Consider the following 26,338-nt stretch of genomic DNA (forward strand, 5'->3'; position numbering starts at 1 on the left):
GCCAACGAAAAAAGCCCGGCTGGGTGCCGGGCTTTCCAGCCAACCGCTGGCGTCGCAGCGTGCCGGTCAGTCGTCGTCGCCGCTGTCGGCCGGCGGGACGAGGCCCTCGAGGCCGCGCAGCAGGTCTTCCTCGCTCATCCGGTCGAACTGCACGTCGCTGTCGTCGCCGCTCGACGACGGCGTGCCGATCAGCGGCACGGCGTCCGCCTCCGGCTCGTCGACCTCGACGTAGCGCTGCATCGAGTGGATGAGGTCTTCCTTCAGGTCTTCCGGCGAGACGGTCTCGTCCGCGATCTCGCGCAGGGCCACCACCGGGTTCTTGTCACGGTCGCGGTCGACCGTCAGCGGAGCGCCGGCGGAGATCATGCGGGCACGATGGCCAGCGAGGAGCACGAGGTCGAAGCGGTTGTCGACCTTGTCGATGCAATCCTCGACGGTAACGCGAGCCATGCTGGGCTCCCTCTCAAGCGACAAAATGTTACGGATCGAACGCGCTACCTACACCCGCGGGCCCGCGAGCGCAAGGGGCGGCGAGGCGGCGGGCGGCGGAAGGGCCGGCGCACACGCTCGTGCCCCGGACGCACCGCAGCATGAAATGATGCGGTGCTGAGCCGGGGCCCATTCATGCAGCGCCTGCGGCGGATTCTCGCGCTGGTTCCCGGCTCGCATTCCGCTTCGCTGCATGCGTCCGGGAAACGAGGTTGCTTCCGGTTGCCGCGGTCTGCCATCCCCTTCGACTGCCGACTGCCGACTGCCGACTGCCGACTGCCGACTGCCGCTTGATCCCTCACACTCCCGCCGCGAGCCGCTTCGGCGCCGTCATGCGGTAGCTGCGGCGCACGATGGCTTCGACCTCGGTCCAGTCGGGGCCGTCGTCGAGGCGCATGCCGATCCAGCCCTTGTGGCCGACGTAGGGCGGCACGAAGAAGCGCGCCGGGTCGGCGCCGACGAGCACCATCTGGCTGCCGGGCGGCGCCTTGCACCACAGCGAGGGGCGGCCGTCGCCGCTCCTCGGCATGGCGAAGATCTTGTCGCGGATGCGGAACGTGGGGCCGCCCCAGGTTTCCTTCTCCTCGGCCTCGGGCAGGGCGAGGCAGATGCGGCGCAACAGATCGACCGGCTCCACCGTCACGGGGCCACCCTCACAGCTCCTCGCGGACGAAGCGTCCACGGCGTTCGTAATAGAACGGCACGGGCAGCTCCGGCGCGAAGCCGCCGGCGATGCGCGCCTCCAGTTCCTCGATGATCACATGCGTGATCGTGGGCAGGTCGAGGCGCTTGGCGTCGCGCAGCGACACCCAGGCGAGCTCGGTGAGCTCCGACTGCGGCCCGACGATGTCCGGAACGGTGGCGGCGATGGCGGTCGCGTCCACGGCGAAGAAGCGCGTGTCGAAGCGCTTGGGCCGGCGCGGCGGCGTGATGGCGCGGGCGACGAACTGCAGCGTCTCGAGATCGGGAAAGATGCCGTGCTCGAGAAAGGCTCGCCACGGCCCCTCCGGCGCGCTCTCCGGCGGGCCGTAGTCGCGCGAGCCGATGATGAGCCCGGTCTCCTCGAAGGTCTCGCGCACCGCGGCGAGCGCAAGCGCCCTGGCACGCACGAGGCTGGGGCGCGTGACGCGGGAGACGAGGCGCATCTCGGCGGCCGGGTTGAGCATGCCGGCCACCGGCATCGCCCGGTCCCCCGCCTCGATGCGTCCGCCGGGGAAGACGAACTTGCCGGGCATGAACTTGTGGCCTTCGTGCCGCCGGCCCATCAGCACCTTCGGCGTGCGGCCGCGCCGGTCGATGATGATGAGCGTCGCCGCGTCCCTGGGGCGCTGGTTGTCCCAGCGCCGCTCCCGCGGCGCATTCGTCAGGAGTTCGGTCGTCGTCAGATGCCGGGCGTGGTCGCTCACCGCGTTATCCTTCATAGCCGCTCATGCGCAGCGGCGCTTCCTCGTCAGCGTTGTCGCCGAAGCCGTGCATGCGCAGCGCCCACTGGTAGCCGACGACCCCGCCCTTCACCGGCTGCAGCAGCGCAAGGCACATGCCGAGGGCGAGCAGGGGCCACAGCACCATGTGCGTCCACAGCGGCCACTCGGCCGCGCTCTCGATGGTGAGGTTAGCGCCCACGACGACGTGGCCGACGATGGTGATGACGATATAGGGCGGCAGGTCGTCGGACCGGTGGTGCGACAGGTCCTCGCCGCAGGCCTCGCACTGCGGCCTGACCTTGAGGAAGCCCGAGAACAGGCGGCCGCGGCCGCAGGCGGGGCAGCGGCAGGCAAGGCCGCGCTTGATCGCGCCCTGCCAGTCGCGCCGCTCCTCGAAGGCATTCATCAATCGTCCCGTCGGGGCCATGTCGTATCCTGTTTCGCCCGGTTGTTGCGCGCGCCTTTCTGCCGGGCCGCCTTGCGAGCGGCTGCCCGCTCGGCCGCCTTGGCGCTCTTGCCGGGCCGGAAGGATTTGGCATTGCGGCTGCGCGCGCGCAATTGGGCGCTCTGTCGCGCGCCGGCCTTGCCGTCGCTGAGCATCTCGAAGCGCAGGGCGCCGGCCACGGGCGCGGCTTCGACGAGGCGCACCGTCACCCGGTCGCCGAGGCGGAAGACCTCGCCCGAGCGGGAGCCGACGAGGGCATGTTGCCGCTCGTCGAAGCGGAAGTAGTCGGCGCCCAGCGTCGCTGCCGGGATGAAGCCGTCGGCGCCGGTGTGGTCGAGCTTCACGAAGAGCCCTGCGCCGGTCACGCCCGCGATCTGCCCCTCGAAGGTCGCGCCGACGTGGTCGGCCATGTAGTGGGCGATGAGCCGGTCGATGGTCTCGCGCTCGGCCGCCATGGCGCGCCGCTCCGCCGCCGAGATGCGCGCCGCGACCTCCGCCATCTCCTCCCGCGTCGTCGAGGCGGGCAGACCGCCATCGCCGAGCTTCAGGTGGCGGATGAGGGAGCGGTGCACGATGAGATCGGCATAGCGGCGGATGGGCGAGGTGAAGTGGGCGTAGCGGCGCAGCGCCAGGCCGAAGTGGCCGTAATTGTCCGTCGAATATTCGGCCTGCGCCTGCGAGCGCAGCACGATCTCGTTGATGAAGGCCCGGTGCGGGGTCTTGTCCACCGAGGCGAGGATGCGGTTGAAGAGGGACGGGTGCAGCACGCCGCCCTTCGGCAGCTTGAGGCCGATGGAGGCGAGCACCTCGCCGAGCACGCGCATCTTCTCGAGCGAGGGCTCGTCGTGCACGCGGTAGGTGAAGGCGAGGTCGCTCTTCTCCAGCGTCTCGGCGGCGCAGACATTGGCGAGGATCATGAATTCCTCGATCAGCCGGTGCGCGTCGAGCCGCTCGGGAATGAGCACGTGGTCGACCGTGCCGTCCTCCTTGAGGATGAGCTTGCGCTCCGGCAGGTCGAGCGCCAGCGGCTCGCGTGCGTCGCGGGCGCGGGCGAGCGCGTGATAGGCGGCCCACAGCGGTCTCAGAACGGGCTCGACGAGCGTGTCCGTCACCTCGTCCGGCCTGCCGTCGATGGCCTTCTGCGCCTGCGGATAGGCGAGCTTGGCGGCCGAGCGCATGAGCACGCGGTGGAAGCTGTGGCGCTTCTTGCGGCCGCTCGCGTCGATGACGATGCGCACGGCGAGCGCCGGCCGATCCTCGCCCGGGCGCAGCGAGCACAGGTCGTTCGAGATGCGCTCGGGCAGCATCGGCACGACCCGGTCGGGGAAATAGACCGAGTTGCCGCGCTCCAGCGCCTCCCGGTCGAGCGCCGAGCCCGGCGTCACATAGGCGGCGACATCGGCGATGGCGACGTGGAGGACATGGCCGCCCGGATTGTCCGGGTCCTCGTCCGGCTCCGCGTGGACGGCGTCGTCGTGATCCTTGGCATCGGCGGGGTCGATGGTGACGAGCGGCAGCGCGCGCCAGTCCTCGCGTCCCGCAAGCGTCGCGGGCTTTGCCGCCTCCGCCTCGCGCAGCACCGCCGGCGGGAAGACGTGCGGGATGCCATGGGCGTGGATGGCGACGAGGCTGATGGCACGCTCGGACTTGAGGGAGCCGAGGCGCTCGCGCACCTTGGCCTGCGGCGGGCCGAGGCGCGTGCCGCGCGCGACGGAGACGCTGACGAGGTCGCCGTCCTCCGCCTCGCCCTCGGCGCCGGCTGGAATGATGATCTCCCGCCCGAGCGACTTCTTGTCGACGGACACGAGATAGCCGCCGCCGCGCTCGCGATTCGCCCGATAGACGCCGAGCACCTGGGCCTTCATCTTGGCGATGAGCTTGATGATGCGCCCAGTGTAGACCTGCGGGCCTTCTTCCCCGGCCGGCTCGACGCGCACCAGCGCCCGGTCGCCGACGCCCGGCGCCGGCTCGCCGGCGCGCTGCCGGCGGGACGGGGCAATGATGATGCGCGGCGCCTTGCCGTCCTCCTCCGTGCTCCACTCCGCCGGCTCGGCGACGAGCTCGCCGTCGGCGTCGCGGCCGGTGATGTCGGCGAGGACGACGGGCGGCAGGCGCCCGGCCTTGTGCAGCACCTTGCGCCGCCGGTCGATGACGCCCTCGTCCTCCAGTTCGCGCAGCATGCGCTTCAGCCAGATACGCTCGCCGCCGCCGATGCCGAAGGCGCGCGCGATCTCGCGCTTGCCGACCTTGCCGGGCGATTCGGCGATGAAGGCGGCGATGGCCTCCTTCGTCGGCATGTGCGTGTCGCCGCGGACGGGGCTGTGGTGGTGGGCGGCTTTCGGGGGCTTCAGGCGTCGGGCCAAGGTTCTTGTCCAATCGGTCGTTGGGTCTGTTCTCGCATGAGCGGCGCGCAAAGGCTACAGCGGCCATCCCGCCGCGGCGGCCGGCGGCCTGCGCTGACCGAATGCGGTGGCAGCGGCACGGGTTCCAAGCGCACGGCAGGGTGAGAATATCCGGCTGGGCCGGGTTTTCCTAAAGTTTTACTCAGCAGCCACATGAGAACAACTCGAAAACATGCCGATTGACAGTGAAGCGGTTGCCCAATAGCTGACGGCGGTCGTTTTCGGGGTTGGGCAATGAATGATATTTCAGCAATGCCGCGCGCAGCGGCGATGCCGGCTGGCGGGCGCATCGAACCGTTCGTCTTCGCAGGATCGGCCCGAGAATATTTCGGCATCTGGATCGTCAACGTGCTGCTGACGATCGTGACGCTCGGCATCTATTCCGCCTGGGCCAAGGTGCGGCGCATGCGCTATTTCTACGGCAGCACCCGTCTTGCCGGCAGCAGCTTCGACTATCACGCGCGGCCGGTGAAGATCCTCATCGGCCGCATCATCGTGGTCACGGCGATCGTGGCTTACAACGTCCTCGCCAATCTCGCCCCGCTCGCCGGCCTGGTCGTCAGCCTCGTGCTGCTGCCGGTCGTGCCCTGGCTGCTGCAGCGCGGCCTGCGCTTCAACGCCCGTGTCACGAGCTTCCGCAACGTGCGGTTCGATTTCGCCGGCGGCTATTGGGGCGCGGCCAGGGCCTTCATCCTCGGCCCGGTCATTGCCGTGCTCTCGCTCGGCATTCTCGCCCCCGTCACCTCGCGCTGGCTGTGGCGCTACGTGGTCGGCAACCTGCGCTACGGCGGCCGGGGTGTCGCCTGCGAGCCGAGCGTGCGCGCGCTCTACCGCCAATGGTGGCTGCCGGCGCTGCTCGTCGTCTGCGGGCTGGTGCTCGTCGCCGGCGGCGTCGTCGCGCTGAAGGCGTCGTCGCTGCTGCAGGCCATGGGCTATGACGACCTGCGCCGCGTGCTGTCCGTGATCATCCCCGTCGGCATCGTCGCCTATCTCGTCCTGTTCTACGGCACGGCGGGTCTCGTCTACCACGCCGGCGTGCGCAACGTCGCGCTTGGCGCCACGGTGCTCGACGGCCAGCATCGCTTCCGCTCCACGCTGTCGCGCGGCCGCTATGCCTTCATCGCCATCACCAATCTCCTCGCCACGGTCTTCTCGCTCGGGCTGGCGCGGCCCTGGGCGGCGGTGCGCATGGCGCGCTACAACGCGGCCGCGACCGCGCTCGTCGTCGCCGGCTCGCTCGACGACTACCTGAGCGGGATCGCCGTGAGCGGTTCGGCCGTCGGGGCGGAGTTCATGGACGTGGAAGGCTTCGACTTTGCCCTCTGACGCGGCGACGGAGACGGAGCAGCCCTTCGCCTGCGACGGCACGTGGCATCCGCCCGGCGGCAGCCGGGCTGTGCCCGCACGGCTTGTCGCAGCCCGCGGGCGCGTCGAGATCGTGCCCGCCGACCTGGCGGCCGAGGTGGCGCTCGCCACGGGCCCGGAGGTGGAGGTTTCGGCGCGGGTCGGCTCGATCCCGCGCCGCGTGATCCTGCCCGACGGCAGCGTCTTCGTCTCCGGCGACAATGACGCCATCGACCGCTGGCTGCGGCGCCGGCACGGTGCCGGCTACGGCTTCGTCGCGGCGCTGGAGCGCTTCCATCCGCGCCTCCTCGTCGTCATCGCCATGATCGTGGCGCTGTGCTTCGCGACCTACCGCTACGCCCTGCCGGTGATGGTCGAGATCGCCGTGGCGGTCACGCCGCCGGTCGCCCCGCAGATGATGGGGCGCAGCGTGCTGGCGACGCTCGACCATTCGCTGCTGGCGCCTTCCGCGCTCGGGGAGGGTGTACAGGATTCGCTGAAGCGCCAGTTCCGCGACCTCGCCGACCTTTCCCCGCGCAAGGCCGAGGGCTTCACCCTTCACCTCCGGCGGGGCGGCCGCATCGGTGCCAATGCCTTCGCGCTGCCGGACGGCTCCATCATCCTCACGGACGAACTCGTCGAGTTGGCCCAAAGTGAGGACGAGATCCTGGGCGTGCTGGCGCACGAGATCGGCCACGTGGAGCACGAGCACAGCCTGCGTCGGCTCTATCACGCCGCCGGCCTGTCGGGGCTGATCATGCTTGCCGGCGGCGATATCGGCGCCGCGGTTGAGGACCTGCTGATGCAGGGCTCGCTGCTCGTGACGCTGTCCTATTCGCGCGACCACGAGCATGAGGCCGACCGCTACAGCGCCGCGCTGATGGCGCGTGCCGGCCGTGATCCGCTCGCTCTCGGACGGCTCTTCGCGCGTCTGGAAGAGGAGCTCGGGGCAGGCGGCGGTGGCCTGCTCTCCACCCACCCGGCCACCGGCGAGCGCATCGACCGGCTGCGCCGCGAAGCCGAGAGCCAGCTGCGCGACTGAGCGGCGCCGCCGTCCCTAGAGCAGGGGCAGGGCGCGTCGCAGCAGGTCCGCCCCGGCACTCGCGAGGTCGTTGGCGCCGAAGCCGCGCCGTGGGGCGGCGAGGCGTGTCCGGACGAAGGCTTCGGCGATCGGCGGTGGGGCCGAGCGGGCGAGGGCGGCGGCGGCGGCCACCAGCGCCAGCGTCTCGGCGATGCGGCGCGCGTTCCGCTCCCGCTCGCTGCCGGCGAGCATCGCCTCGACGTCCGCCAGCGCCTCCCGCGCGCCGGAGAGGCCGGCGACCTCCTCGCCGAGGGTGACGAGCACGGAGGCCATCGCCTCGGCGTCACGCTCGGCCGCGCGCAGGACGTCGAGCGCCATGACGTTGCCGGAGCCCTCCCAGATGGCGTTGACCGGCGCCTCGCGGTAGAGGCGGGGCATCGGGCTTTCCTCGACATAGCCGTTGCCGCCGAGGCATTCCATCGCCTCGTAGAGGAAGGCCGGCGCCGCCTTGCACACGAGGAACTTCGCCGCCGGCGTCAGGATGCGCGCCCGCGCCGCCTCGCGCGCGTTCTCGGCGGCGAGGTCGAAGCTCGCGGCGAGCCGCAAAGCGAGCGCCGTCGCCGCCTCGCTTTCGAGGGCAAGGTCGGCGAGGACGGCCGCCATCACCGGCTGGTCGACGAGCTTGCGCTGCATGGCGGAGCGGTGCCGGGCGTGGTGCACGGCGAGCGCGAGGCCCATGCGCATCAGCCCGGCCGAGGCGACGACGCAGTCGAGGCGGGTCAGCTGCACCATCTCGATGATGGTGCGCACGCCCTTGCCCTCCTCGCCGACGCGCCAGGCGAAGGCCTTGTGGAATTCCACCTCCGAGGAGGCGTTGGAGCGGTTGCCGAGCTTGTCCTTGAGCCGCTGCAGGTGGAGCGCGTTGACGTTGCCGTCCGGCCGAAAGCGCGGCAGCAGGAAGCAGGTGAGGCCGCCCGGCGCCTGCGCCAGCACCAGGAAGGCGTCGCACATCGGCGCCGACATGAACCACTTGTGGCCGGTGATCTCGTACTCGTCGCCGCTCGCGGGCTCCGCGCGGGTGGTGTTGGCGCGCACGTCCGTGCCGCCCTGCTTTTCCGTCATGCCCATGCCGACGGTGACGCCGCGCTTTTCCCAGAAGGGGACGAAGCGCGGATCGTAGTGGCGCGAGCGCACCATGGGCAGCCAGTCACGCAGCCGCTCGGGCGAGGCCGCAATGGCTGCCAGCGATGCATGCGTCATGGTGAGCGGGCAGACGTGGCCGCTCTCCACCTCCGCCGTGATGAAGAGGCGCGCGGCGCGGGCGACATGGGAGCCGGCAGAAGAGCCCGCGTGCGACGAGCCGTTCATCGCCGGATGGGCGCGGCCGTTGCCGGCCGCCTCCCAGGTCGAGGCGTGCAGGCCGGCCTCGACGCCGGCCTCCATCAGCGCGTGATAGGCCGGGTGGAACTCGACTATGTCGGCGCGCCGGCCCTGGGCGTCGTGGGTGCGCAGGCGCGGCGGGTTCTCGTTGGCGAGGCGGCCGAGGTCGAGTCGCTCGGCCGTGCCGCAGCTTTCGCCGAAGGACAGGAGCCCGTTGCCGATGGCATCGACGCCGACGCTCTTCAGCGCGTCGAGGAGCGGCTGGTCGAGCGCGGCCAGGTTGACGTCGGTGAAGGGGGGCGTCTGGTTGAACACATCGTGCGTGGAGGCCGTATCGGTCACGTTCTTCCTCGAGATCGGGCCACAAGATCGCCATGCGCGAGCGAATCGGACCACTCACCACTCGCGCCATCGAGGCATGGCATCATCGGCAAACAATGCAAGCCGGACGTGCGCTTGTCACCGTGCGGCTCTCTACGGAGCGAGTATTTGCAAGATTAATGATCGACTTTCCGACATTTTTAAGAGCCGCGCGTGAACACTCGTCAAAGCCGGAGACGGCCGACCGGACATAAGGTGAGGGAGCTCATGCGGCGACGATCAGGCGTATCGCTGCGCCTGCGGCTCATGCTGCTGGCGGGGGTGCCTTTCCTCGGCATGCTCGTCGTCACCGCCATTTCGCTCGCCGGCCTCGCCGCCATCGAGGATGCCCAGCAGGACGCCTCGCGCGCCTCCCAGCTCGAGCAGACGGCGCTCGTCATGCAGGCCGAGCTGCGGGAGATCGATCTCTCGGTCGACCAGCTTCTGCTGGCCCAGGGGGACGTGAGCCTCGTCCAGGTGGAGGGCCATATCGCGCAGGCCGGCATTCTTGTCGCACGCCTGTCGGCTCTCGACGCGGGGGTGGTGCTGCGGGGTGAGATCGGCGCCCTCGAGGGGGCGCTCGCCCGCATGCGCGAGCGGTTCGCCGATCTCGTCGCGGCGCAGGACCGCATCGGCTTCACGCTCGACGAGGGGCTGCGCGGCACCTTCCGCGAAGCCGCCGGCGAGATGGAGCGGCGGCTCGTCGCCCGTGCGCCGCAGGACGCCACCTTGTGGCGCCTGCGGGCCATGAACGCGCTGCTGATGGTGCGGCGCTACGAGAAGGACTACATGATCACCGGCACCCAGCAGGCGCTGGGGCAGCAGCGGCAGGCCCTGCAGACGCTCGAGCAGGAGCTTGCGGCCGTGCCGGCGGATCAGCGCTGGCTCGCCGAGCAGGTCAGGCCCTATCTCGGCGTCTATCGCGCGGCCTTCGATCGCCACATCGCCGACACCGCCGCGCGGCGCTCGGCGGAGGCGGCGTTCACGGAACACCTGCGCGACGGCATTGCGGTGGCCCGGCGCGTGGTCGGCCTTGCCGCCCAGCACGAGGCGGCGACGCTCGAGGCCATGGGCGCCACGAGCTCGGTCCTCCGGCACATGCAGGTCCTGGCCCTGATCATCACCGTCATCCTCTCCGGCATCGTCGCTTATTTCATGGCGCGCGGCCTGTCGCGGCCCCTGCAGAGCATGATCGTCGCCATGCGGCGGCTGCGCGCCGGCGAGCGGGACGTGGCCGTGATGGGCGAAGGCCGGCACGACGAGATCGGCGAGATGGCGCAGGCCGTCGCCATGTTCCGCGACCACGCGCGCCAGCGCGACGCGCTCATCGCCGATGCGAACAGGAGCGCCACGGTCACGCAGCGGCGCGCGGAACGGCTGGAGGCGCTCGTCACGCGCTTCGAGGCGGACATCTCCCGCACGCTCACCAGCGTGCGCGACGGGGTGCGCCTGCTCGATGACATGGCTTCGGACCTGACGAACATGTCGGCGGGCGTGTCGCAGAAGGCCGAGGAGGCCGAGGTCGCCGTCACCGGCGTGTCGGACAACGTGGCCTCGGTCGCGGCGGGGGTGGACCATCTCACCTCCTCGACGGAAGGCATCGCCAACCGCGCGGCCCAGTCCGATGCCGTCGCCGAACAGGCGGTGGTGGCCATCGGCCATACGGTCGAGACGATCCGCAGCCTGGCGGAGCGTGCGGCCCGCATCGAGGAGGTGACGGACATCATCCACGCCATCGCCGACCAGGTGAACCTCCTTTCGCTCAATGCCGCCATCGAGGCGGCCCGGGCCGGGGATGCCGGCCGCGGCTTTGCCGTCGTGGCGCAGGAGGTGAAGGGGCTCGCCGGCCAGACGGCCGAGTTCGCCAGCGAGATCGCGGCCAAGATCAGGGAGATCCAGGAGGCGTCCGCGGCGGCGGAACGTTCCGTCGGCGCCATGGACAGCCTGGTGGCGGAAGTGTCGGGCGTGGCGACGGGTGTTGCGGAAGCGGCGCGCGAGCAGCACGGCATCGTCGCCCGCATGGCGGCCAAGACCCAGGCCGTCGCGGCCGAGGCGCGCGCCGGCGCCCTGTCCATGCGCAGCGTCGAGAACGAGGTGGTGCGCGCCGGCGCCGCCGCCGCCGCCGTCAGCGAATGGTCCTCGCGGCTGTCGCAGCAGGCCGATGCGCTGGAGGCGAGCGTCCGTGCCTTTCTCGAGGGCGTCGAGGCGGCGGAAGGGGAGGATGGCGTGCCCTCCGGTCCACAAGGAGAAGCCGGCGCGGCTTGACAGCGCGGCAGAACCAATGGCACTGCCCCGCGACGTTTTATTGGAGTGCCGCATGCCAGTCGCTTTCACCTTTCCGGGCCAGGGCAGCCAGGCCGTCGGGATGGGCAAGGCTCTCGCCGAGGCCTTTCCGGTCGCCCGTGCCGTCTTCGCCGAGGTCGACGAGGCCCTCGGCCAGAAGCTCTCGCAGGTGATGTGGGAGGGGCCGCAGGACGCGCTGACGCTGACGGCGAACGCCCAGCCCGCCCTCATGGCCGCCAGTCTCGCCGTCGTGCGCGTGCTGGAGAGCGAGGCCGGGCTCGACCTCGCGCGCGATGTCGCCTTCGTCGCCGGCCACTCGCTCGGCGAATATTCGGCGCTCGCCGCGGCGGGCAGCCTCTCCGTCGCCGATACGGCGCGGCTGCTGCGCATCCGTGGCGACGCCATGCAGAAGGCCGTGCCGGCGGGCGAGGGCGCCATGGCCGCCATCCTCGGCATGGAATTCGAGGACGCGGCCCAGGTCGCGGCCGAGGCGGCCGAGGGCGAGGTCTGCGAGGCCGCCAACGACAACGGCGGCGGGCAGGTGGTCGTGTCCGGCCACAAGGCCGCGGTCGAGCGGGCGGTGGCGCTCGCCCCGCAGCGCGGCGCCAAGCGCGCCATGCTCCTGCCCGTGTCCGCCCCCTTCCACTGCTCGCTGATGCAGCCGGCGGCCGACGTGATGGCCGAGGCGCTGTCGACGGTCGTGATCGCGGCGCCGAAGGCGCCGCTCGTCGCCAATGTCCATGCGCGCGCCGTGACCGATCCGCAGGTGATCCGCGAAGGGCTCGTGCGCCAGGTCACCGGCACGGTACGCTGGCGCGAGTGCGTCGCCTTCATGGCCGGCGAGGGCGTTGATTCATTCTATGAGCTCGGCTCCGGCAAGGTGCTGACGGGCCTTGCCAAACGCATCGCCGCCGGGGCCTCGGCCCAGGCCGTGGGCACGCCCGAGGACGTCGCCGCCTACAAGGCGTCGCGCGGGCTCTGACAGCGGAGGGTCGCATGTTCGAACTCAAGGGTCGCAAGGCGCTCGTCACGGGCGCGACGGGCGGGATCGGCGGCGCCATCGCGCGGGCGCTGCACGCGCGCGGCGCCGAGGTGGCGCTCTCCGGCACGCGCCGCGAGGCTTTGGAAAAGCTCGCCGGCGAGCTCGGCGAGCGGGTGCACGTGGTGCCGGCCAACCTCGCCGACACGGCCGAAGTGGAGGCGCTGGTGCCGGCGGCCGAGCAGGCCCTCGGCGGGCTCGACATCCTCGTCAACAACGCCGGCATCACGCGCGACAACCTCTTCATGCGCATGAAGGACGAGGAGTGGGACGCGGTCATCGCCGTCAACCTGACCTCCGCCTTCCGCCTGTCGCGCGCGGCGGTGAAGGGCATGATGCGCCGGCGCTTCGGCCGCATCGTCGGCATCGGCTCCATCGTCGGCGCCACCGGCAATCCCGGCCAGGGCAACTACGCCGCCGCCAAGGCGGGCCTCGTCGGCATGACGAAGGCGCTCGCCGCCGAGGTCGCGAGCCGCAGCATCACCGTCAACTGCGTCGCCCCCGGCTTCATCGAGACGCCGATGACCGACGCGCTCAACGACAAGCAGCGGGAATCGATCCTCGGCAACGTGCCGGCCGGCCGGCTCGGCACGGGTGAGGAAGTGGCCGCGGCGGTCGTCTATCTCGCCTCCGACGAAGCCGCTTACGTGACCGGGCAGACCCTGCATGTGAACGGCGGAATGGCAATGTTCTGAACAACTTATCGCGGCTTCTGGAATCGGTTCGGCGGGCCGGCAAGGCCTCTCGCCTTCACGATCCGAGTATGTTAACAAGCCGTTCTAACCCTGTCCGTGCCCGCCGATACCCAAGGGTTTCGTGCTGGCTGGCCGGGTGCGGGAGGGGGGCTTTTAGAGAACCCGCCCCGCCTCGGCCTCAAGCTGGAAGTTGTGTTTTCCCGGGTCCGTGAGTGAGACTGATGCTCCCGGACCTCCGACAAGTGGAACTGAGGACAAACCGATGAGTGATATCGCCGAGCGCGTGAAGAAGATCGTCGTCGAGCACCTTGGCGTCGACGCCGAGAAGGTGACGGACAGCGCCAATTTCATCGACGATCTCGGTGCCGACAGCCTCGACACGGTCGAGCTCGTCATGGCGTTCGAGGAAGAGTTCAGCGTCGAGATCCCGGACGATGCCGCCGAGACGATCGTCACCGTCGGCGACGCCATCAAGTTCCTCGAGAAGAACGTCGCGGCCTGAACCGGCCTTGTCGACCGGCGTGCGGCGCCCCATCTGCGCCGCGCCGGCCTTGTGGCTTGCTGACAGAGTGATTGCATGAGACGTGTCGTCGTCACCGGCCTCGGGATGGTTACGCCGCTCGGCAGCGGCGTGGACGTGACCTGGCGTCGGCTGCTGGCCGGCGAGAGCGGTGCTTCGCGCGTCGAGGCATTCGAGGTGTCGGACCTTCCCTGCCAGATCGCCTGCTCCATTCCGCGCGGCGCCGGCGAGGGCGAGTTCGATGCCGACGCCTGGATGGAGCCGAAGGAGCAGCGCAAGGTCGATCCCTTCATCGTCTATGCGATGGCGGCGGCCAAGCAGGCGCTCGATGACGCCGACTGGCATCCGTCCTCCTACGAGGACCAGATCGTCAGCGGCGTCCTGATCGGCTCCGGCATCGGCGGCATCGGCGGCATCCACGATGCCTCCCTGCTGCTGGAGGAGCGCGGGCCCCGCCGCATCTCTCCCTTCTTCATTCCCGGGCGTCTCATCAATCTCGCGTCCGGTTACGTGTCGATCGAGCACGGGCTCAAGGGCCCGAACCACGCGGTCGTCACCGCCTGCTCGACCGGTGCCCACGCCATTGGCGATGCGGCCCGCATGATCGCGCTCGGCGATGCCGACGTCATGGTCGCCGGCGGCAGCGAATCGCCCATCAACCGCCTGTCGCTCGCGGGCTTCGCCGCCTGCCGGGCCCTGTGCACCGCCTTCAACGACGATCCGACCAGGGGCTCGCGGCCCTATGACCGGGACCGTGACGGCTTCGTCATGGGCGAGGGGGCCGGTGTCGTCGTGCTCGAGGAATACGATCATGCCAGGGCGCGCGGCGCGCGCATCTATGCCGAGGTCATCGGCTACGGCATGTCGGGCGACGCCTATCACATCACCGCCCCGTCGGAAGACGGCGACGGCGCCTTCCGCTGCATGCAGGCGGCGCTGAAGCGCGCGGGGATCGTTGCCGCCGACCTCGACTACGTCAATGCCCACGGCACCTCGACCATGGCCGACGAGATCGAATTGCGCGCCGTCGAGCGGCTCGTCGGCAATGCCGCGGCCAACATCAGCATGTCGTCCACGAAGTCGGCCATCGGGCACCTGCTCGGCGCGGCCGGCGCGGTCGAGGCGATCTTCTCCATTCTCGCGATCCGCGACCAGGTGGCGCCGCCGACGCTGAATCTCGACAACCCGTCGGTGGACACGCCGATCGACCTTGTCCCGCACAAGGCGCGGCAGCGCGAGATCAACGTGGTGCTGTCGAATTCCTTCGGCTTCGGAGGGACGAACGCATCACTTGCTTTTCGCAGGGTCGACGCCTGAGTTGTCTCGGGCGGCGTGCTTTCGCCATAATCGATCCTAGTGTTGGAGGCGAAGGCAAGTTCTTCGCGGGAGGGCCAGCCTGATTCCGATGGGCGACAACGAGCACGCATCGTCGGCGCAGGATCCGGCGCGCAATGTGGACCCGGCGCCGCGCGTCGCCCCACGCAGTCCGAGCGAGGCGATCAAGCCAATGGTAGCACCACCCCCACCGCCGCGTGTGTCCCGCCGCCGCCGTGGCGGGCTGTTGTCTGCGCTCAGCGCCTTCTTCACCTTCATCATGATCGCGGTGCTGGCCTTCGGCGCGGCCGTCTATCTCGGCCAGCGGCAGTTCGATGCGCCGGGGCCCCTCGCCGAGGACAAGGCGGTGGTCGTGCGCGGCGGCGGGCAGACCGTCGCAGAGACGCTGCGGCGCGAAGGCGTCATCGACTATCCGCTCCTCTTCGTGCTCGGCCTTTACGCCACGGGCAAGAACGACGAGCTCAAGGCGGGCGAGTACCTCTTCAGGCGCGAAGCCAGCCTGCGTGAGGTGATGGACATCATCGCCTCGGGCCGGACGCTGCTGCACCCCATCACCCTGCCGGAGGGGCTGACGAGCGAGCAGATCGTCGCCCGGCTGATGGAGAACGACCTGCTCACCGGCCAGATCGCCGAGGTGCCGGCCGAGGGCACGCTGCTGCCCGAGACCTACAAGGTGGCGCGCGGCACGCCGCGCCAGGTGCTGGTCGACCGCATGAAGGCGGACCACAAGCGCATGGTGCAGGAGGTCTGGGCCAACCGCGATCCGGACCTGCCGCTGAAAAGCCCCGAGGAACTGATCGTGCTCGCCTCCATCGTGGAGAAGGAGACCGGCGTGGCGGACGAGCGGCCGCGGGTCGCGGCCGTGTTCGTCAACCGGCTTCGCAAGGGCATGAAGCTGCAGTCCGACCCGACGATCGTCTACGGCCTCGTCGGCGGCAAGGGCACGCTCGGCCGCGGCATCCGGCGCAGCGAGATCAACCAGGCGACGCCCTACAACACCTACGTCATCCCCGGCCTGCCGCCGGGCCCCATCGCCAATCCGGGCCGCGACGCGCTGCAGGCGGCGGCGCGGCCGAGCAACACGAACGACCTCTATTTCGTCGCCGACGGCAGCGGTGGCCATGCCTTCTCGGAGACGCTCGACCAGCACAACCGCAATGTGCGGCAGTGGCGCCGGATCGAGGCGGAGCGCGCGCCGACCGGCACCGCTCCCGAGGTGGACCGGGTCGACCCCGATGAAGAGGGGGCCGAGGGCGCCAAGCCGGCGGGCGAGCCGCAGCGGCAGGGCGCCGCCGGCTCCCGCGGACCGAAGATCTACGACGCCTCGGAAGGGACACCGAAGGATCCGTTGCGGAACAAGACCTTCGATCTCACCTCGCCCAAGGTGGTGCCGGACGTCAGCACTCTGACGGATTAGGCCGTGCCGGCCGGCACGGCTGCTGCGAAGACAGCAGGCGGTTCGGCGAAGCGCCGGCATTTGCGGGCCGCGCCGGAGAGCCGGCCCGATTTTTCATTCGACGAGGCAACATGACCCTTCGCAGCATGACCGGCTTCGCCCGCGAGGCGGGCGATACGGGCCCCTATCGCTGGGCCTGGGAGATCAAGACCGTCAACGGCCGCGGGCTCGACCTGCGCCTGCGCCTGCCGCCCGGCCACGAAGGGATGGGAGAGGCGGCGCGGCAGCTGATCGGCAAGGCGCTCGGCCGCGGCACGTGTCACGCCAATCTCTCGCTCGCCCGCGCCGAGCAGACGCCGGTCGCCCGCATCAACACGGCCATGCTGAACGGACTCATCGACACCGTCAAAGGCCTCGCGCTGCCGCCGGGCATCGCGCCGGCGACGCTCGACGGGCTGCTCTCCGTGCGCGGCGTCGTCGAGATCATCGACGATGCCGACGACGAGGCGCTGCTGACGCGCCTTGCGGCCGATGTCGAGGCGGGGCTGACGCGGGCGCTCGCGGCGCTCGTCAGCACGCGGACCGCGGAGGGCGAGGCGCTCGCCGCCATCCTGTCCGCCCAGATCGACCGCATCGCGGAGCTCGCCGCCGCCGCCGAGGCCTGCCCGGCGCGCCAGCCGGAGGCGATCAAGGCCCGCCTCGCCGGGCAGGTGGCCGCCCTCATCGACAGTGACCGGCGCCTCGACGAGACGCGCCTCCACCAGGAGGCGGTGCTCATCGCGGCCAAGGCCGACATCCGCGAGGAGCTCGACCGCCTGAAGAGCCACGTGGAGAGCGTGCGCGCGCTGCTCGCCGAAGGCGGCGTCATCGGCCGGCGGCTCGACTTCCTCGCCCAGGAGTTGTCGCGGGAGGCGAACACGCTGTGCGCCAAGGCCGGCGATGCCTCCTTGACGGCCATCGGTCTTGACCTCAAGACGGTGGTGGAGCAGTTCCGCGAGCAGGTCCAGAACGTCGAATGAGCAAGCCTTCCCCCGGTCCCGCGATCGAGCGTCGCGGGCTCGTCCTCATCCTGTCCTCGCCCTCCGGCGCCGGCAAGACCACGCTCACGCGCAACATGATCGAGAAGGCGGAGCTCGGGCTGCGCCTGTCCATCTCCGTCACCACGCGCCAGCGCCGCCCGTCCGAGATCGACGGCGTGCACTACCATTTCATCGAGAAGGACCAGTTCATCTTCATGCGCGACCGGGGCGACCTGATCGAGTGGGCGGAGGTGCACGGCAACTTCTACGGCACGCCGCGCCGGCCGGTGGAGGAGGCGCTCGCCGCCGGCCAGGACATGGTCTTCGACATCGACTGGCAGGGCACGCAGCAGATCGTCGAGAAGATGCGCCCGGACGTGGTCACCTGCTTCATCCTGCCGCCGTCGATGGCGGAGCTGAAGGCGCGGCTGGACCGCCGCGCCGAGGATGCCGAGGACGTCATCGCGAAGCGTTTGCAGAACGCCCGCGACGAGATCGCCCGCTGGCCGCTCTACGACTATGTCCTCGTCAATGACGACCTCGGCCGGGCCTTCAACGAGCTCGTCGCGATCCTCACGGCCGAGCGGCTGAAGCGCGAGCGTCGCATCGGGCTCGAAGCCTTCGTCGGCAAGCTGCTCAGCGAGGAGAAGGGCCGGTCGCCGCGCTGATCCTCGTCGCCGGCGGTTGGCGCGGCCCATCGGCGCAACAGGCACATCAGCGGTCGCTCGAACCGGTGGTGGACGAGGAGCGCGGCGACGCCCCGGAGAGGGGACCAACGGCTCAAAGGTCCGGGCCCCGATCGAGCGCCCGCGCCAGGGCGAGATAGCCGGCAACGGGGATCTCTTCGGCGCGCGCCGTGGGCGTGAGGCCGGCAGCCGCGATGAGGCGCGTCGCGTCGCCTCCGGCGATGCCCTTGAGGCTCTGGCGCAGCATCTTGCGCCGCTGCCCGAAGGCGGCCTGGGTGACCGCCTCGAGCGCGCCGAGGCGGCAGGGCTCGGGCTCCGCCCGCGGCAGGATGCGCACCACCGACGAGACGACCTTCGGCGGCGGCACGAAGGCCGAGGGCGAGACGTCGAAGGCGATCGCGGCCTGCGCGCGCCAGCCCGTCAGCACGCCGAGGCGGCCATAGTCCTTCGGGCGCCGCTCGTCGGCCACGATGCGTTCGGCGACCTCGCGCTGGAACATCAGCGTCAGCGATTCCCACCACGGCGGCCACGGCTCGGCCGTCAGCCAGCCGATGAGGAGGGCGGTGCCGACATTGTAGGGCAGGTTGGCCACGATGCGCGCCGGCCCGGGCGGCAGATGGGCCGTGGGGTCGAGCTCAAGCGCATCGGCATTGATCACCGTGAGGCGGCCGGGATAGCGCTCGGCGATCTCGGCAAGCGCCGGCAGGCAGCGCTCGTCGCGCTCGATGGCGAGCACGTGCCGCGCGCCGCCGGCAAGAAGCGCGCGGGTCAGCCCGCCGGGGCCCGGTCCGACCTCGACAACGTTGACGCCGTCGAGCGGGCCGGAGGCGCGCGCGATGCGCATGGTCAGGTTGAGGTCGAACAGGAAGTTCTGGCCGAGCGACTTCTTCGGCATCAGCCCGTGCCGCTGCACCACCTCGCGCAGCGGCGGCAGGTCGTCGATGGCGCTCATGCCCCGGCCGCCGCCAGCCGGCCCGCGAGCCTGATCGCCGCGCACAGGCTGTCCGCCCGCGCCACGCCCTTGCCGGCGATGTCGAAAGCCGTGCCGTGGTCCGGCGACGTGCGGATGAAGGGCAGGCCGAGCGTCACGTTGACCGCCTCGTCGAAGGCGAGCGCCTTGATCGGGATGAGCGCCTGGTCGTGATACATGCACAGCGCCGCGTCATAGCCGCGCCGCGCCCGGGCATGGAACATGGTGTCGGCGGGGTAGGGGCCGCCGGCCTCGACGCCCTCCGCGCGCAGGGCCGCGACCGCCGGGACGATGACGGCCTCGTCTTCCGATCCGAGCGCGCCCTTTTCGCCGGCGTGCGGATTGAGGCCGGCGACCGCGAGCCGCGGCCGGGCGATGCCGAAGCGCTCCTTGAGGTCGCGCGCCACGATGCGCCCGGTCTCCACGATCAGCTCGCGCGTCAGCGCCGCCGGAACGGCGGCAAGGGGGATGTGGACGGTGACCGGCACGACCGCGAGCTCCTCGCTCCACAGCATCATGACCGGATGTGGCGCGGGCTCGCCGGGGCCGGCGGCGAGCGCGGCGAGATATTCCGTGTGGCCCGGATGGGCAAAGCCCGCCTCGTAGAGGACGTGCTTGGCGATCGGATTGGTGACGACGGCCGCGCAGCGGCCCTCCTGGGTCAGGCGCACCGCAAGGTCGATGGCGGCGATGGTGCCGGCCGCCCAGCGCGGCGAGGGGGTGCCCGGAACGGCATCGACGGCGTGCCCGATGTCGATGACGGGCAGGGCCGTATCGAACAGCGCGGCGGCGGTGTCCGGCGTCGCCTCCTCAATCGCGACGTCGAGCGACAGGCGTCCGGCGAGGCCCTTCATGAAGGCGGGTGAGCCGATGAACGCGAAGGGCGGCAGGCCCTCTTCGCGGCGCCGCAGCCAGGCGCTGAGAGTGATCTCGGGGCCGATGCCTGCGGGATCACCCTGCGTCAGCGCGAGGACCGTGTCGCCAGCCATGTCAGTTGCTGCTCACCCCGTCCGTGACCGAGGAGCCGCTGTCGATCTGGTACTGGTAGCTGACCTCGCCGATCGTCCGGAGCTCCAGCCGGAACATGACCGTCTGGTCGCGGTTCTTCGTGCCGGTGGCGGCGTCCTTGTAGCTTGACGAATAGGTGATGCCGAACAGCGTGCACTCGTCCTGGTAGACGGCGCCGAGCGAGACGCCGGCCACGGTCCAGGGATTGGACTTGGCATAGGGCTGGCTCGGGTTCTCGATGTAGCGCTGGCGGTCCTGGAGGTAGCGGTCGAGATCGAGCAGGATCGAGCCGTTCAGCGACCAGTTTTCGGACAGCTTCAGGTTGGCGCTCGTCAGCAGGCCCTCGCGGCGCGTCGGATAGCCGAGCTCCGGCTGGGCGGCGTAGCGGGCATACATCACGCTGGTCGTGACCGGCCCGAGCACCGCATTGGCCTGCAGCTCGAGGCGACGCAGGCCGAAATTCTCCTCGTCGAAGCGTCCGCGGCCGGTGAAGGACAGCTTCGAGCTCGGCGCAAGATGAACGCGGCCGACATAATCGGAGCGCGAGGTGTCGAGGCCCGAGTTGAGGCCGACATGGGCGATGTCGCCCGCGGCATAGGAGTTCGTGCCGGCGAGCTGGTAGGACTGGCCGAAGAGCACGTCGGCATAGCCGCCGTTGTCCATGGTCAGGGCATACTTGATCCCGACATTGGCCCTGACGCCGCCCTCGACGCGGTCGTAGCCCGAGAACTTGTTCCACTCGAACAGGTTGGTGTCGTCGAAGACGAGGCTCTGCGCGTCCTCGTTCGGCAATTGCCCGATCCGCGTCTCGTTCGGTCGCACCACGATCTGGCCGATCGGCTCGATGGTGTGCGTGCCGAGGCCGTTGGTGGCGGCGATCAGCGGGTAGCGATATTCGATGCCGACGGCCGGCATGGCCCGTGCGAGGAAGTTCTCGTTCGGGTTGAGGAAGTTCGAGATCTCGCCGTTCTGGTAGCGGGTGGTGTTGATGTCGAGCGCATAGGCATCGACGCGGACACCGGCGAAGGGCGTCCACACCTGGCCGAGCGGATCGATGAAGCTGCGCCGCCAGGACAGGCCGACGGAGGCGCGCGTCGTCGTGCCGCCGACGCCGCGCACGAGGCAGTCCGCCGGGGTGAACGTCGAGCAGGTGTAGTAGATCGACTGCCCGTTCGTGTAGGTGAACAACGGCGTCGACAGCGCGTTCGGCACGCTCGCGTACTGGGCCGCGTCGCGCGTCAGGCTGGTGACGTTGGCGTCGATCGCGACCTCGCCGCCGAGGAAGCTGGGGCCGGGCAGGCGCTTGTTGTAGTCGAAGACCGGGTGCACGATCGGCTGCTGCTTCTGCCAGTCCTCGTAGGTCAGCGCGCGGAAGTAGTAGCCGCGCAGGTCGAAGAAGCCGGTGTCGCTGCGGCCTGTCAGGTAGACGGTCGAGGTCGATTCCTTGAAATAGGTCGAGGTGAGGCTCTCGCTCTTGATCTTGTAGTTCTGCAGGAACCACTTGTCCGAGAGGACGGCGACGTCCCAGCCCCATTTCCACTGCTGGTTGATGTCGAAGCGGCCCGTCGACTCCACCGAGCCGCGGAACGTCTTGTCGCCGGCGCCGAACGGCGGCTGCAGGAAGGCGTCCTTGTCCTGCTGGAAGATTCCGGCCGCGCGGATGTTGTAGGAGCCGTTCATCAGCCGGTGCCGCCACTCCACCTGGCCGAGCAGGCCCTGGCGGCTGAGGATGGTCGGCGTGATGGTGAGGTCGTAGTTCGGCGCCAGATTCCAGAAGAACGGCAGCGAGGCGCCGTAGCCGAGGGACGTGGAGGTCACGAAGCGCGGGGCGAGGAAGCCCGTCTTGCGCTTCACCGTCGGGTCGGGCGTCGAGAAATACGGCATGTAGAGGAGAGGAACGCCCCAGAACTCGATGGTGGCGTCCTCGTAATAGATCATCTGCTCGCTGTTGTTGTGGATGATCTTGGCGGCCTTGACCTGCCACAGCGGCGGGCGTGTGGGGTCCTTCTTGCAGGCCTCGCAGGCGGTGTAGGTGCCCTTCTCGAAGACGGTGGATTCGCCGCTGGTGCGCTCGGCGCGCGGGGCGGAGAAGCGGGTCCTGTCGGTCGTCTCGACGCGCAGCGAATCGATGAAGCCGTCCCGGAAGTCGTCCGTCAGCTCGAATCGCTCGCCCGTGGCGACGGTGCCGTCGGTCTCGGTCAGCCGGGCATTGCCCTCGGCATGGACGCGGCGGGTGTTGCGGTCATAGGTGACCCTGTCGGCCTCGAGCACGCGCCCCTGGTAGTAGAGGTGCACGTCGCCGACGGCCGAAACCGTGTTCTTGTCGTTGTTGTAGACGATCTCCCGCGCCTCGACGACGAGGCGCTCGTCCTGGTTGCTGCTCTGCTGGGCGGTCGCGGTAAGGCGGTCGTTGAGCGTGCCCTGCGCGATCGCCGGCCCCGACGCGCCGACGCATAGCGCCGCCGCGATCGCTAGCCCTGCGACCGTGCCGTAACTCGAGCGCATACCCATACCCTGCCGGTTCCTGCCTGGCCCACGGCGCATCAGCCATCCTCCTGGTAGAGGAGGGCGAGCACCCCGAGCAAGCTGCCAACGACTGCCGGAAACCACGCCGCGACCGGCGGACTGACGAGGCCCGACGCGCCGAGGTCCTTCATGACTTCGGTCGCAACATAAAGCACGAAGCCTGCGACGACGCCACCGAGAACCATCCGCGCTACACCACCAAATCGGAAAAACCTTAAGGAAAAAGATGCGGCCACCAGCACCATGGCGACGAACAGCAAAGGCCGCGCCAGCAGCATGTCGCGCTGCAGGCGGTAGCGGGTGGCGTCGAGCCCGGCCCGCTCCGTGCGCTCGATGACGCCGGACAGGCTCCAGAACGGCACGGCGTCGGGCGAGGTGAAGCTCTGCCTGACCTGGGCGGGGTCCAGCGTCGTTGCCAGATGATAGCTGTCGTGGCTGCGCGGCTCCGCATCGACGGAGAGGATGCGCGCGTCCTTAAGATCCCAGTAACCTTCTTTCAATTCGGCCTGGCTCGCCTCGATGCGCTCGCGGAAGGCGCCGTCGGGCGCGAACAGGAAGACGGTGACGCGCGCGAGCGTGGTCGAGTTCTCCACCGCGACATCGGCGCGGATGATGGCCTGACCGTCGACGCTGCTCTGGCGCAGCCACAGCTCCTGCCCAGCGGAGGAACGGGTGGCGCTCGCGAAGATGCGCCCCTCGATCGCGCTCGCCTGCTGCTTCATCAGGGCCGACAGCGGGTTGTAGAGCATGACCGAGGCAAGGCCGATGCCGAGCGCCACCAGGAGGCCCGGCTGCAGGAACTGCCAGACGGAGATGCCGGCGGCGCGCGCCACGACGAGCTCCAGCCGGCGGCTGAGGTTGAGGAGGGCCGCCATGGCCCCGAAGAGCATGGCGAAGGGCAGCACCTGCTCGGCCACCGCCGGCGTGCGCAGCAGCGACAGCGTCGCCATCAGGCCGCTCGAGGCGCCCTGGGCGTCGCCGGCGCGGCGCATCAGCTCGACGAAATCGAGCGTGTAGATGAGGGCGAAGACCGTGCCGAAGACCCCCGCGATCATGACGAGGAAGCGGGCGGAGAAATAGCGGGTCAGCGTCGGGCCGATGAGCTGCATGTCAGGCTCTCCGCACCCGCGGCAGGAAGGCGGTGAGGCGCGCGGCTGCGGCATCGGCGAGGCGCGACATGCGGCGCTTGACGCCGTGCCCGCCGAAGATGAGGAAGAGCGCGCCGAGGCTGCCGAGGATCGGCGCGCCGTAGACGCCGGCGACCGCGGCCGGGGTCCGCACCAGGGCGCTCGAGGCCGCAAAGCCGGCGATGCGCACCAGCACGACGGCGACGAGCGCGGCGGCCATGGCCGAGCCGCGGCCCTGGCGCGTCGTGCGCGGCTCGCCGAGCGCGGCAAAGGCGATCAGCGTGAAGGCGATGGCATAGAGCGGAGCGGCGAAGCGCTCGTGCAGCTCGGCGCGGAAGCGCCCCTCCTGCATCTTGTAGTAGGTCTCCTCGCTGTCGGGGAAGAGAAGCTCCATGGTGGAGCGCTCGCGCGGCTTGTAGACGATGTCGCCGCCGTCCTGGCCGAAGCTCGACAGGTCGATGGCGTAGCGCTCGAAGGTGACGATGGCGGAATCGCGGCTGTTCGGCTCCTGCCGCTGCACCGATCCCTTCTCGAGGATGAGGTAGCTCTGGCCCTCGACGTCCACCGTCTGGCCGCGTTCGGCGAGGTAGATCGTCGTCCGCTCCGGATCGCGCCGGTCCTGCATGAAAATGCCGAGCAGCGCATCGCCGGATCGCTGGCGGAAATGGAACGTCAGGCCCGATTCGAGCGTGGTGAACTGGCCTTCCTTGACGATCGTGGCGACGAAATCCGCGCGGATCTGCGTGATGAGATCGCGCAGGGCGGCAAAGCTCGCCGGCATGAGGTGGATCGTCATGGCCGCGACGACGATGCTCACCACGAGCATGATGGCCGCGAAGGGCCGCAGCAGCCGCGCCGGCGCCATGCCGGCCGCGCTCATGACGATGAGCTCCGAATCGCCGTTGAGCTTGTTGAGCGCATAGAGCGTGGCGATGAACAGGGCGACGGGCGCGATGATGGTGATGAGCGCCGGCAGCGACAGCATCGTCACCGTGAGGAAGATGGCGAAGGTCTGCCCCTTGCCGGTGACGAGGTCGAGCTCCCGGAGGATCTGCGTGACCCAGATGACGAGCGTGAGCGCCACGAGGCAGGCCACGAAGGCGACGGCCGCATTGCGCATGATGTATCGCTCGATCTGGCCCATCAATCTCGCCCGGTCGCGCCCTGTCCGTCCTTCGTGGGCTTGGAGCTAATCTCCCGCAGCCACTTCGGCAAGAGGCAAGACGTGCCGCCTCGCTTTCTTGTCATTCCCGCGCCGGCCTGCCCAAGGCAACCGCGCATGTTATATGTGCCACGGACGACGGGCCGGATTCGCGGCAGCAACTGCCGGGCCGCGCGCAGAACGGCAACGGGGACGACGACATGGCGCAGAACGTGAAGCTCGAGTTCAAGCCTTACGACAAGCTGACGGACGGGGGCGACGTGGTCGTCTTCGTGGGCGCCGACCGCAAGAGCGCGCTCGCCGCTGCCGGTGTCGTCGGGGCGGGTCTCGACGAGGCGATCGCGCGCGCTGCCGATCTCGAGCGCTTCAAGGGCAAGGCCAAGAGCCTGCTCGTGCTGACTGCTCCGCACGGCCTTTCCGCCGACCGGCTGATCGTCGCCGGGCTCGGCGAGGGCGAGGAGCGGGCCAAGCTCGACTGGGCTGCCCTGGGTGGGGCCGTCTGCGCGAAGCTCTCGGCCGGCGGTCATGCGCGCGTCCTCTTCGAGGCGCCGGGCGAAGCGCCCGTTTCGGCCGAGGCCGCGGCTGATTTTGCGCTCGGCCTTCTCCTGCGTTCCTACCGCTTCGACCGCTACAAGACGAAGAAGAAGGACGACGACAACGGCGGCGCGCCGGCGCGGGTCACGCTCCACGTCGCCGATCCGGCGGCGGCCAAGCGCGCCTGGAAGGCGCGCGCGGCGGTGGCCGACGGCGTCTTCCTCGCCCGCGATCTCGTCAACGAGCCGCCGAACGTGCTCTTCCCCGCCGCCTTCGCCGACCGTGCGGCGGAGCTCGCCAGGCTCGGCGTCGACATCGAGGTGCTCGACGAGAAGGCCATGAAGAAGCTCGGCATGCGGGCGCTGCTCGGTGTCGGCCAGGGCTCGCACAACGAGAGCCGCGTCGTCGTCATGCGCTGGAACGGCGCCAAGGACGACGTGAAGCCCGTCGCCTTCGTCGGCAAAGGCGTCACCTTCGACACGGGCGGCATTTCCATCAAGCCGTCGCAGAGCATGGAGGACATGAAGGGCGACATGGCGGGCGCCGCCTGCGTCGTCGGCCTCATGCACGCGCTCGCCGCACGCAAGGCGAAGGTCAACGCCATCGGCGCGATCGGCCTCGTCGAGAACATGCCGGACGGCAAGGCGCAGCGTCCGGGCGACATCGTCACCTCGATGTCGGGCCAGACCATCGAGATCATCAACACAGACGCCGAGGGTCGCCTCGTGCTCGCCGACGTGCTCTGGCACGTGCAGGACAAGTACGGCCCCGCCTTCATGGTGGACCTCGCGACGCTGACCGGCGCCATCCTGGTGGCGCTCGGCACCGAGCACGCCGGCCTCTTCACCAACAACGACGAACTCGCCGAGCGGCTCGCCGCCGCCGGCGGCGCAACGGGCGAGAAGGTGTGGCGCCTGCCGCTCGCGCCCGAATACGACAAGCTCATCGATTCCAAGTTCGCCGACATGAAGAACACCGGCGGGCGCAACGGCGGCTCCATCACCGCGGCCCAGTTCCTGCAGCGCTTCGTCAACAACACGCCGTGGGCGCATCTCGACATCGCCGGCACCGGCATGTCCTCGCCGGCGAACGACATCAACCAGAGCTGGGGCTCGGGCTGGGGCGTGCGGCTGCTCGACCGGCTGGTCAAGGACCATTACGAGAGCTGACCGG

Annotated in this window: 22 protein-coding genes; 11 read left to right on the forward strand and 11 right to left on the reverse strand. The window is 69.9% G+C overall.

Annotated elements, in window-relative coordinates; all coding sequences use genetic code 11:
• Positions 1-66 precede the first annotated feature (66 nt).
• The 5 genes from rpoZ to rnr all read right to left on the reverse strand — a co-directional run bounded on the left by rpoZ (position 67) and on the right by rnr (position 4,655).
• Positions 67-450, reverse strand: coding sequence for a DNA-directed RNA polymerase subunit omega (gene rpoZ, locus AL346_RS14920; RefSeq protein WP_019401518.1), 384 nt, complete (start codon positions 448-450; stop codon positions 67-69).
• A gap of 337 nt (positions 451-787) precedes the next feature.
• Positions 788-1,132, reverse strand: coding sequence for an MmcQ/YjbR family DNA-binding protein (locus AL346_RS14925; RefSeq protein WP_019401517.1), 345 nt, complete (start codon positions 1,130-1,132; stop codon positions 788-790).
• A 10-nt stretch (positions 1,133-1,142) separates the two neighbouring features.
• Positions 1,143-1,874 carry an NUDIX hydrolase gene (locus AL346_RS14930; RefSeq protein WP_026015017.1) on the reverse strand — a complete coding sequence of 244 codons (732 nt, stop codon included), beginning with the start codon at positions 1,872-1,874 and terminating at the stop codon, positions 1,143-1,145.
• A gap of 25 nt (positions 1,875-1,899) precedes the next feature.
• Complete coding sequence (locus AL346_RS14935; protein ID WP_156332763.1) at positions 1,900-2,340, reverse strand: DUF983 domain-containing protein; 441 nt, start codon at positions 2,338-2,340, stop codon at positions 1,900-1,902.
• Entirely contained in the window at positions 2,319-4,655 is a 2,337-nt protein-coding gene (gene rnr / locus AL346_RS14940) for a ribonuclease R (RefSeq protein ID WP_019401514.1), read from the reverse strand. The genes AL346_RS14935 and rnr overlap by 22 nt, the downstream gene beginning before the upstream one ends.
• Positions 4,656-5,012: 357 nt before the next feature.
• On the opposite strand from rnr, the gene AL346_RS14945 reads away from it, so the two are divergent.
• On the forward strand, positions 5,013-6,086 hold the full coding sequence (locus tag AL346_RS14945; RefSeq protein ID WP_019401513.1) for a YjgN family protein: 1,074 nt from the start codon (positions 5,013-5,015) through the stop codon (positions 6,084-6,086).
• Positions 6,076-7,146 (forward strand): M48 family metallopeptidase, encoded by a 1,071-nt coding sequence (locus tag AL346_RS14950; RefSeq protein ID WP_019401512.1) that lies wholly within the window; start codon positions 6,076-6,078, stop codon positions 7,144-7,146. The genes AL346_RS14945 and AL346_RS14950 overlap by 11 nt, the downstream gene beginning before the upstream one ends.
• Before the next feature lie 15 nt (positions 7,147-7,161).
• Here AL346_RS14950 and AL346_RS14955 read toward each other — a convergent pair whose 3' ends face one another.
• Positions 7,162-8,847 carry an isovaleryl-CoA dehydrogenase gene (locus AL346_RS14955; RefSeq protein ID WP_019401511.1) on the reverse strand — a complete coding sequence of 562 codons (1,686 nt, stop codon included), beginning with the start codon at positions 8,845-8,847 and terminating at the stop codon, positions 7,162-7,164.
• Positions 8,848-9,093: 246 nt separating this feature from the next.
• Here AL346_RS14955 and AL346_RS14960 point away from each other — a divergent pair, with 246 nt between their 5' ends.
• From AL346_RS14960 to gmk, 8 genes are all read left to right on the forward strand, one after another.
• Positions 9,094-11,130, forward strand: a complete 2,037-nt coding sequence (locus tag AL346_RS14960) for a methyl-accepting chemotaxis protein (protein ID WP_085953002.1) — start codon at positions 9,094-9,096, stop codon at positions 11,128-11,130.
• Between the two features lie 52 nt (positions 11,131-11,182).
• Positions 11,183-12,130: an ACP S-malonyltransferase gene (fabD, locus tag AL346_RS14965; protein ID WP_026015015.1), complete on the forward strand. Its 948-nt coding sequence runs from the start codon at positions 11,183-11,185 to the stop codon at positions 12,128-12,130.
• A gap of 14 nt (positions 12,131-12,144) precedes the next feature.
• Complete coding sequence (gene fabG / locus AL346_RS14970) at positions 12,145-12,882, forward strand: 3-oxoacyl-[acyl-carrier-protein] reductase (protein ID WP_019401508.1); 738 nt, start codon at positions 12,145-12,147, stop codon at positions 12,880-12,882.
• Positions 12,883-13,144: 262 nt separating this feature from the next.
• Positions 13,145-13,384, forward strand: a complete 240-nt coding sequence (locus AL346_RS14975) for an acyl carrier protein (RefSeq protein WP_019401507.1) — start codon at positions 13,145-13,147, stop codon at positions 13,382-13,384.
• Positions 13,385-13,459: 75 nt separating this feature from the next.
• On the forward strand, positions 13,460-14,719 hold the full coding sequence (gene fabF / locus AL346_RS14980; RefSeq protein WP_019401506.1) for a beta-ketoacyl-ACP synthase II: 1,260 nt from the start codon (positions 13,460-13,462) through the stop codon (positions 14,717-14,719).
• Between the two features lie 88 nt (positions 14,720-14,807).
• The gene (mltG, locus tag AL346_RS14985; protein WP_040403905.1) at positions 14,808-16,154 is read left to right on the forward strand and encodes an endolytic transglycosylase MltG; all 1,347 of its coding nucleotides are present in this window, start codon (positions 14,808-14,810) and stop codon (positions 16,152-16,154) included.
• Between the two features lie 110 nt (positions 16,155-16,264).
• Positions 16,265-17,152 carry a YicC/YloC family endoribonuclease gene (locus AL346_RS14990; RefSeq protein ID WP_019401504.1) on the forward strand — a complete coding sequence of 296 codons (888 nt, stop codon included), beginning with the start codon at positions 16,265-16,267 and terminating at the stop codon, positions 17,150-17,152.
• Entirely contained in the window at positions 17,149-17,820 is a 672-nt protein-coding gene (gmk, locus tag AL346_RS14995) for a guanylate kinase (protein WP_019401503.1), read from the forward strand. The genes AL346_RS14990 and gmk overlap by 4 nt, the downstream gene beginning before the upstream one ends.
• Positions 17,821-17,932: 112 nt before the next feature.
• Here gmk and rsmA read toward each other — a convergent pair whose 3' ends face one another.
• Genes rsmA through lptF form a run of 5 tightly spaced genes read right to left on the reverse strand, consistent with a single transcriptional unit; the run spans position 17,933 to position 24,613 of the window.
• Complete coding sequence (rsmA, locus tag AL346_RS15000; protein ID WP_053194072.1) at positions 17,933-18,790, reverse strand: 16S rRNA (adenine(1518)-N(6)/adenine(1519)-N(6))-dimethyltransferase RsmA; 858 nt, start codon at positions 18,788-18,790, stop codon at positions 17,933-17,935.
• Complete coding sequence (pdxA, locus tag AL346_RS15005; protein ID WP_019401501.1) at positions 18,787-19,797, reverse strand: 4-hydroxythreonine-4-phosphate dehydrogenase PdxA; 1,011 nt, start codon at positions 19,795-19,797, stop codon at positions 18,787-18,789. The genes rsmA and pdxA overlap by 4 nt, the downstream gene beginning before the upstream one ends.
• A 1-nt stretch (position 19,798) precedes the next feature.
• Positions 19,799-22,321, reverse strand: a complete 2,523-nt coding sequence (locus tag AL346_RS15010) for an LPS-assembly protein LptD (protein ID WP_019401500.1) — start codon at positions 22,319-22,321, stop codon at positions 19,799-19,801.
• Between the two features lie 38 nt (positions 22,322-22,359).
• Positions 22,360-23,451, reverse strand: coding sequence for an LPS export ABC transporter permease LptG (gene lptG, locus AL346_RS15015; RefSeq protein ID WP_019401499.1), 1,092 nt, complete (start codon positions 23,449-23,451; stop codon positions 22,360-22,362).
• Position 23,452: 1 nt separating this feature from the next.
• Entirely contained in the window at positions 23,453-24,613 is a 1,161-nt protein-coding gene (lptF, locus tag AL346_RS15020) for an LPS export ABC transporter permease LptF (RefSeq protein WP_019401498.1), read from the reverse strand.
• A gap of 218 nt (positions 24,614-24,831) precedes the next feature.
• On the opposite strand from lptF, the gene AL346_RS15025 reads away from it, so the two are divergent.
• The gene (locus AL346_RS15025) at positions 24,832-26,334 is read left to right on the forward strand and encodes a leucyl aminopeptidase (RefSeq protein ID WP_019401497.1); all 1,503 of its coding nucleotides are present in this window, start codon (positions 24,832-24,834) and stop codon (positions 26,332-26,334) included.
• Positions 26,335-26,338 lie beyond the last annotated feature (4 nt).

The organism is Chelatococcus sp. CO-6, from assembly GCF_001271345.1.
GTDB classification, from domain to species: domain Bacteria; phylum Pseudomonadota; class Alphaproteobacteria; order Rhizobiales; family Beijerinckiaceae; genus Chelatococcus_A; species Chelatococcus_A caeni.

Coding starts and splice junctions, on each gene's coding strand:
- rpoZ (WP_019401518.1), bottom strand. CDS start 450: ATGGCTCGCGTTACCGTCGAGGATTGCATCGACAAGGTCGACAACCGC.
- AL346_RS14935 (WP_156332763.1), bottom strand. CDS start 2,340: ATGGCCCCGACGGGACGATTGATGAATGCCTTCGAGGAGCGGCGCGAC.
- rnr (WP_019401514.1), bottom strand. CDS start 4,655: ATGCCGACGAAGGAGGCCATCGCCGCCTTCATCGCCGAATCGCCCGGC.
- AL346_RS14945 (WP_019401513.1), top strand. CDS start 5,013: ATGCCGCGCGCAGCGGCGATGCCGGCTGGCGGGCGCATCGAACCGTTC.
- AL346_RS14960 (WP_085953002.1), top strand. CDS start 9,094: ATGCGGCGACGATCAGGCGTATCGCTGCGCCTGCGGCTCATGCTGCTG.
- fabD (WP_026015015.1), top strand. CDS start 11,183: ATGCCAGTCGCTTTCACCTTTCCGGGCCAGGGCAGCCAGGCCGTCGGG.
- fabG (WP_019401508.1), top strand. CDS start 12,145: ATGTTCGAACTCAAGGGTCGCAAGGCGCTCGTCACGGGCGCGACGGGC.
- AL346_RS14975 (WP_019401507.1), top strand. CDS start 13,145: ATGAGTGATATCGCCGAGCGCGTGAAGAAGATCGTCGTCGAGCACCTT.
- fabF (WP_019401506.1), top strand. CDS start 13,460: ATGAGACGTGTCGTCGTCACCGGCCTCGGGATGGTTACGCCGCTCGGC.
- mltG (WP_040403905.1), top strand. CDS start 14,808: ATGGGCGACAACGAGCACGCATCGTCGGCGCAGGATCCGGCGCGCAAT.
- AL346_RS14990 (WP_019401504.1), top strand. CDS start 16,265: ATGACCCTTCGCAGCATGACCGGCTTCGCCCGCGAGGCGGGCGATACG.
- gmk (WP_019401503.1), top strand. CDS start 17,149: ATGAGCAAGCCTTCCCCCGGTCCCGCGATCGAGCGTCGCGGGCTCGTC.
- rsmA (WP_053194072.1), bottom strand. CDS start 18,790: ATGAGCGCCATCGACGACCTGCCGCCGCTGCGCGAGGTGGTGCAGCGG.
- pdxA (WP_019401501.1), bottom strand. CDS start 19,797: ATGGCTGGCGACACGGTCCTCGCGCTGACGCAGGGTGATCCCGCAGGC.
- AL346_RS15010 (WP_019401500.1), bottom strand. CDS start 22,321: ATGCGCTCGAGTTACGGCACGGTCGCAGGGCTAGCGATCGCGGCGGCG.
- lptG (WP_019401499.1), bottom strand. CDS start 23,451: ATGCAGCTCATCGGCCCGACGCTGACCCGCTATTTCTCCGCCCGCTTC.
- lptF (WP_019401498.1), bottom strand. CDS start 24,613: ATGGGCCAGATCGAGCGATACATCATGCGCAATGCGGCCGTCGCCTTC.
- AL346_RS15025 (WP_019401497.1), top strand. CDS start 24,832: ATGGCGCAGAACGTGAAGCTCGAGTTCAAGCCTTACGACAAGCTGACG.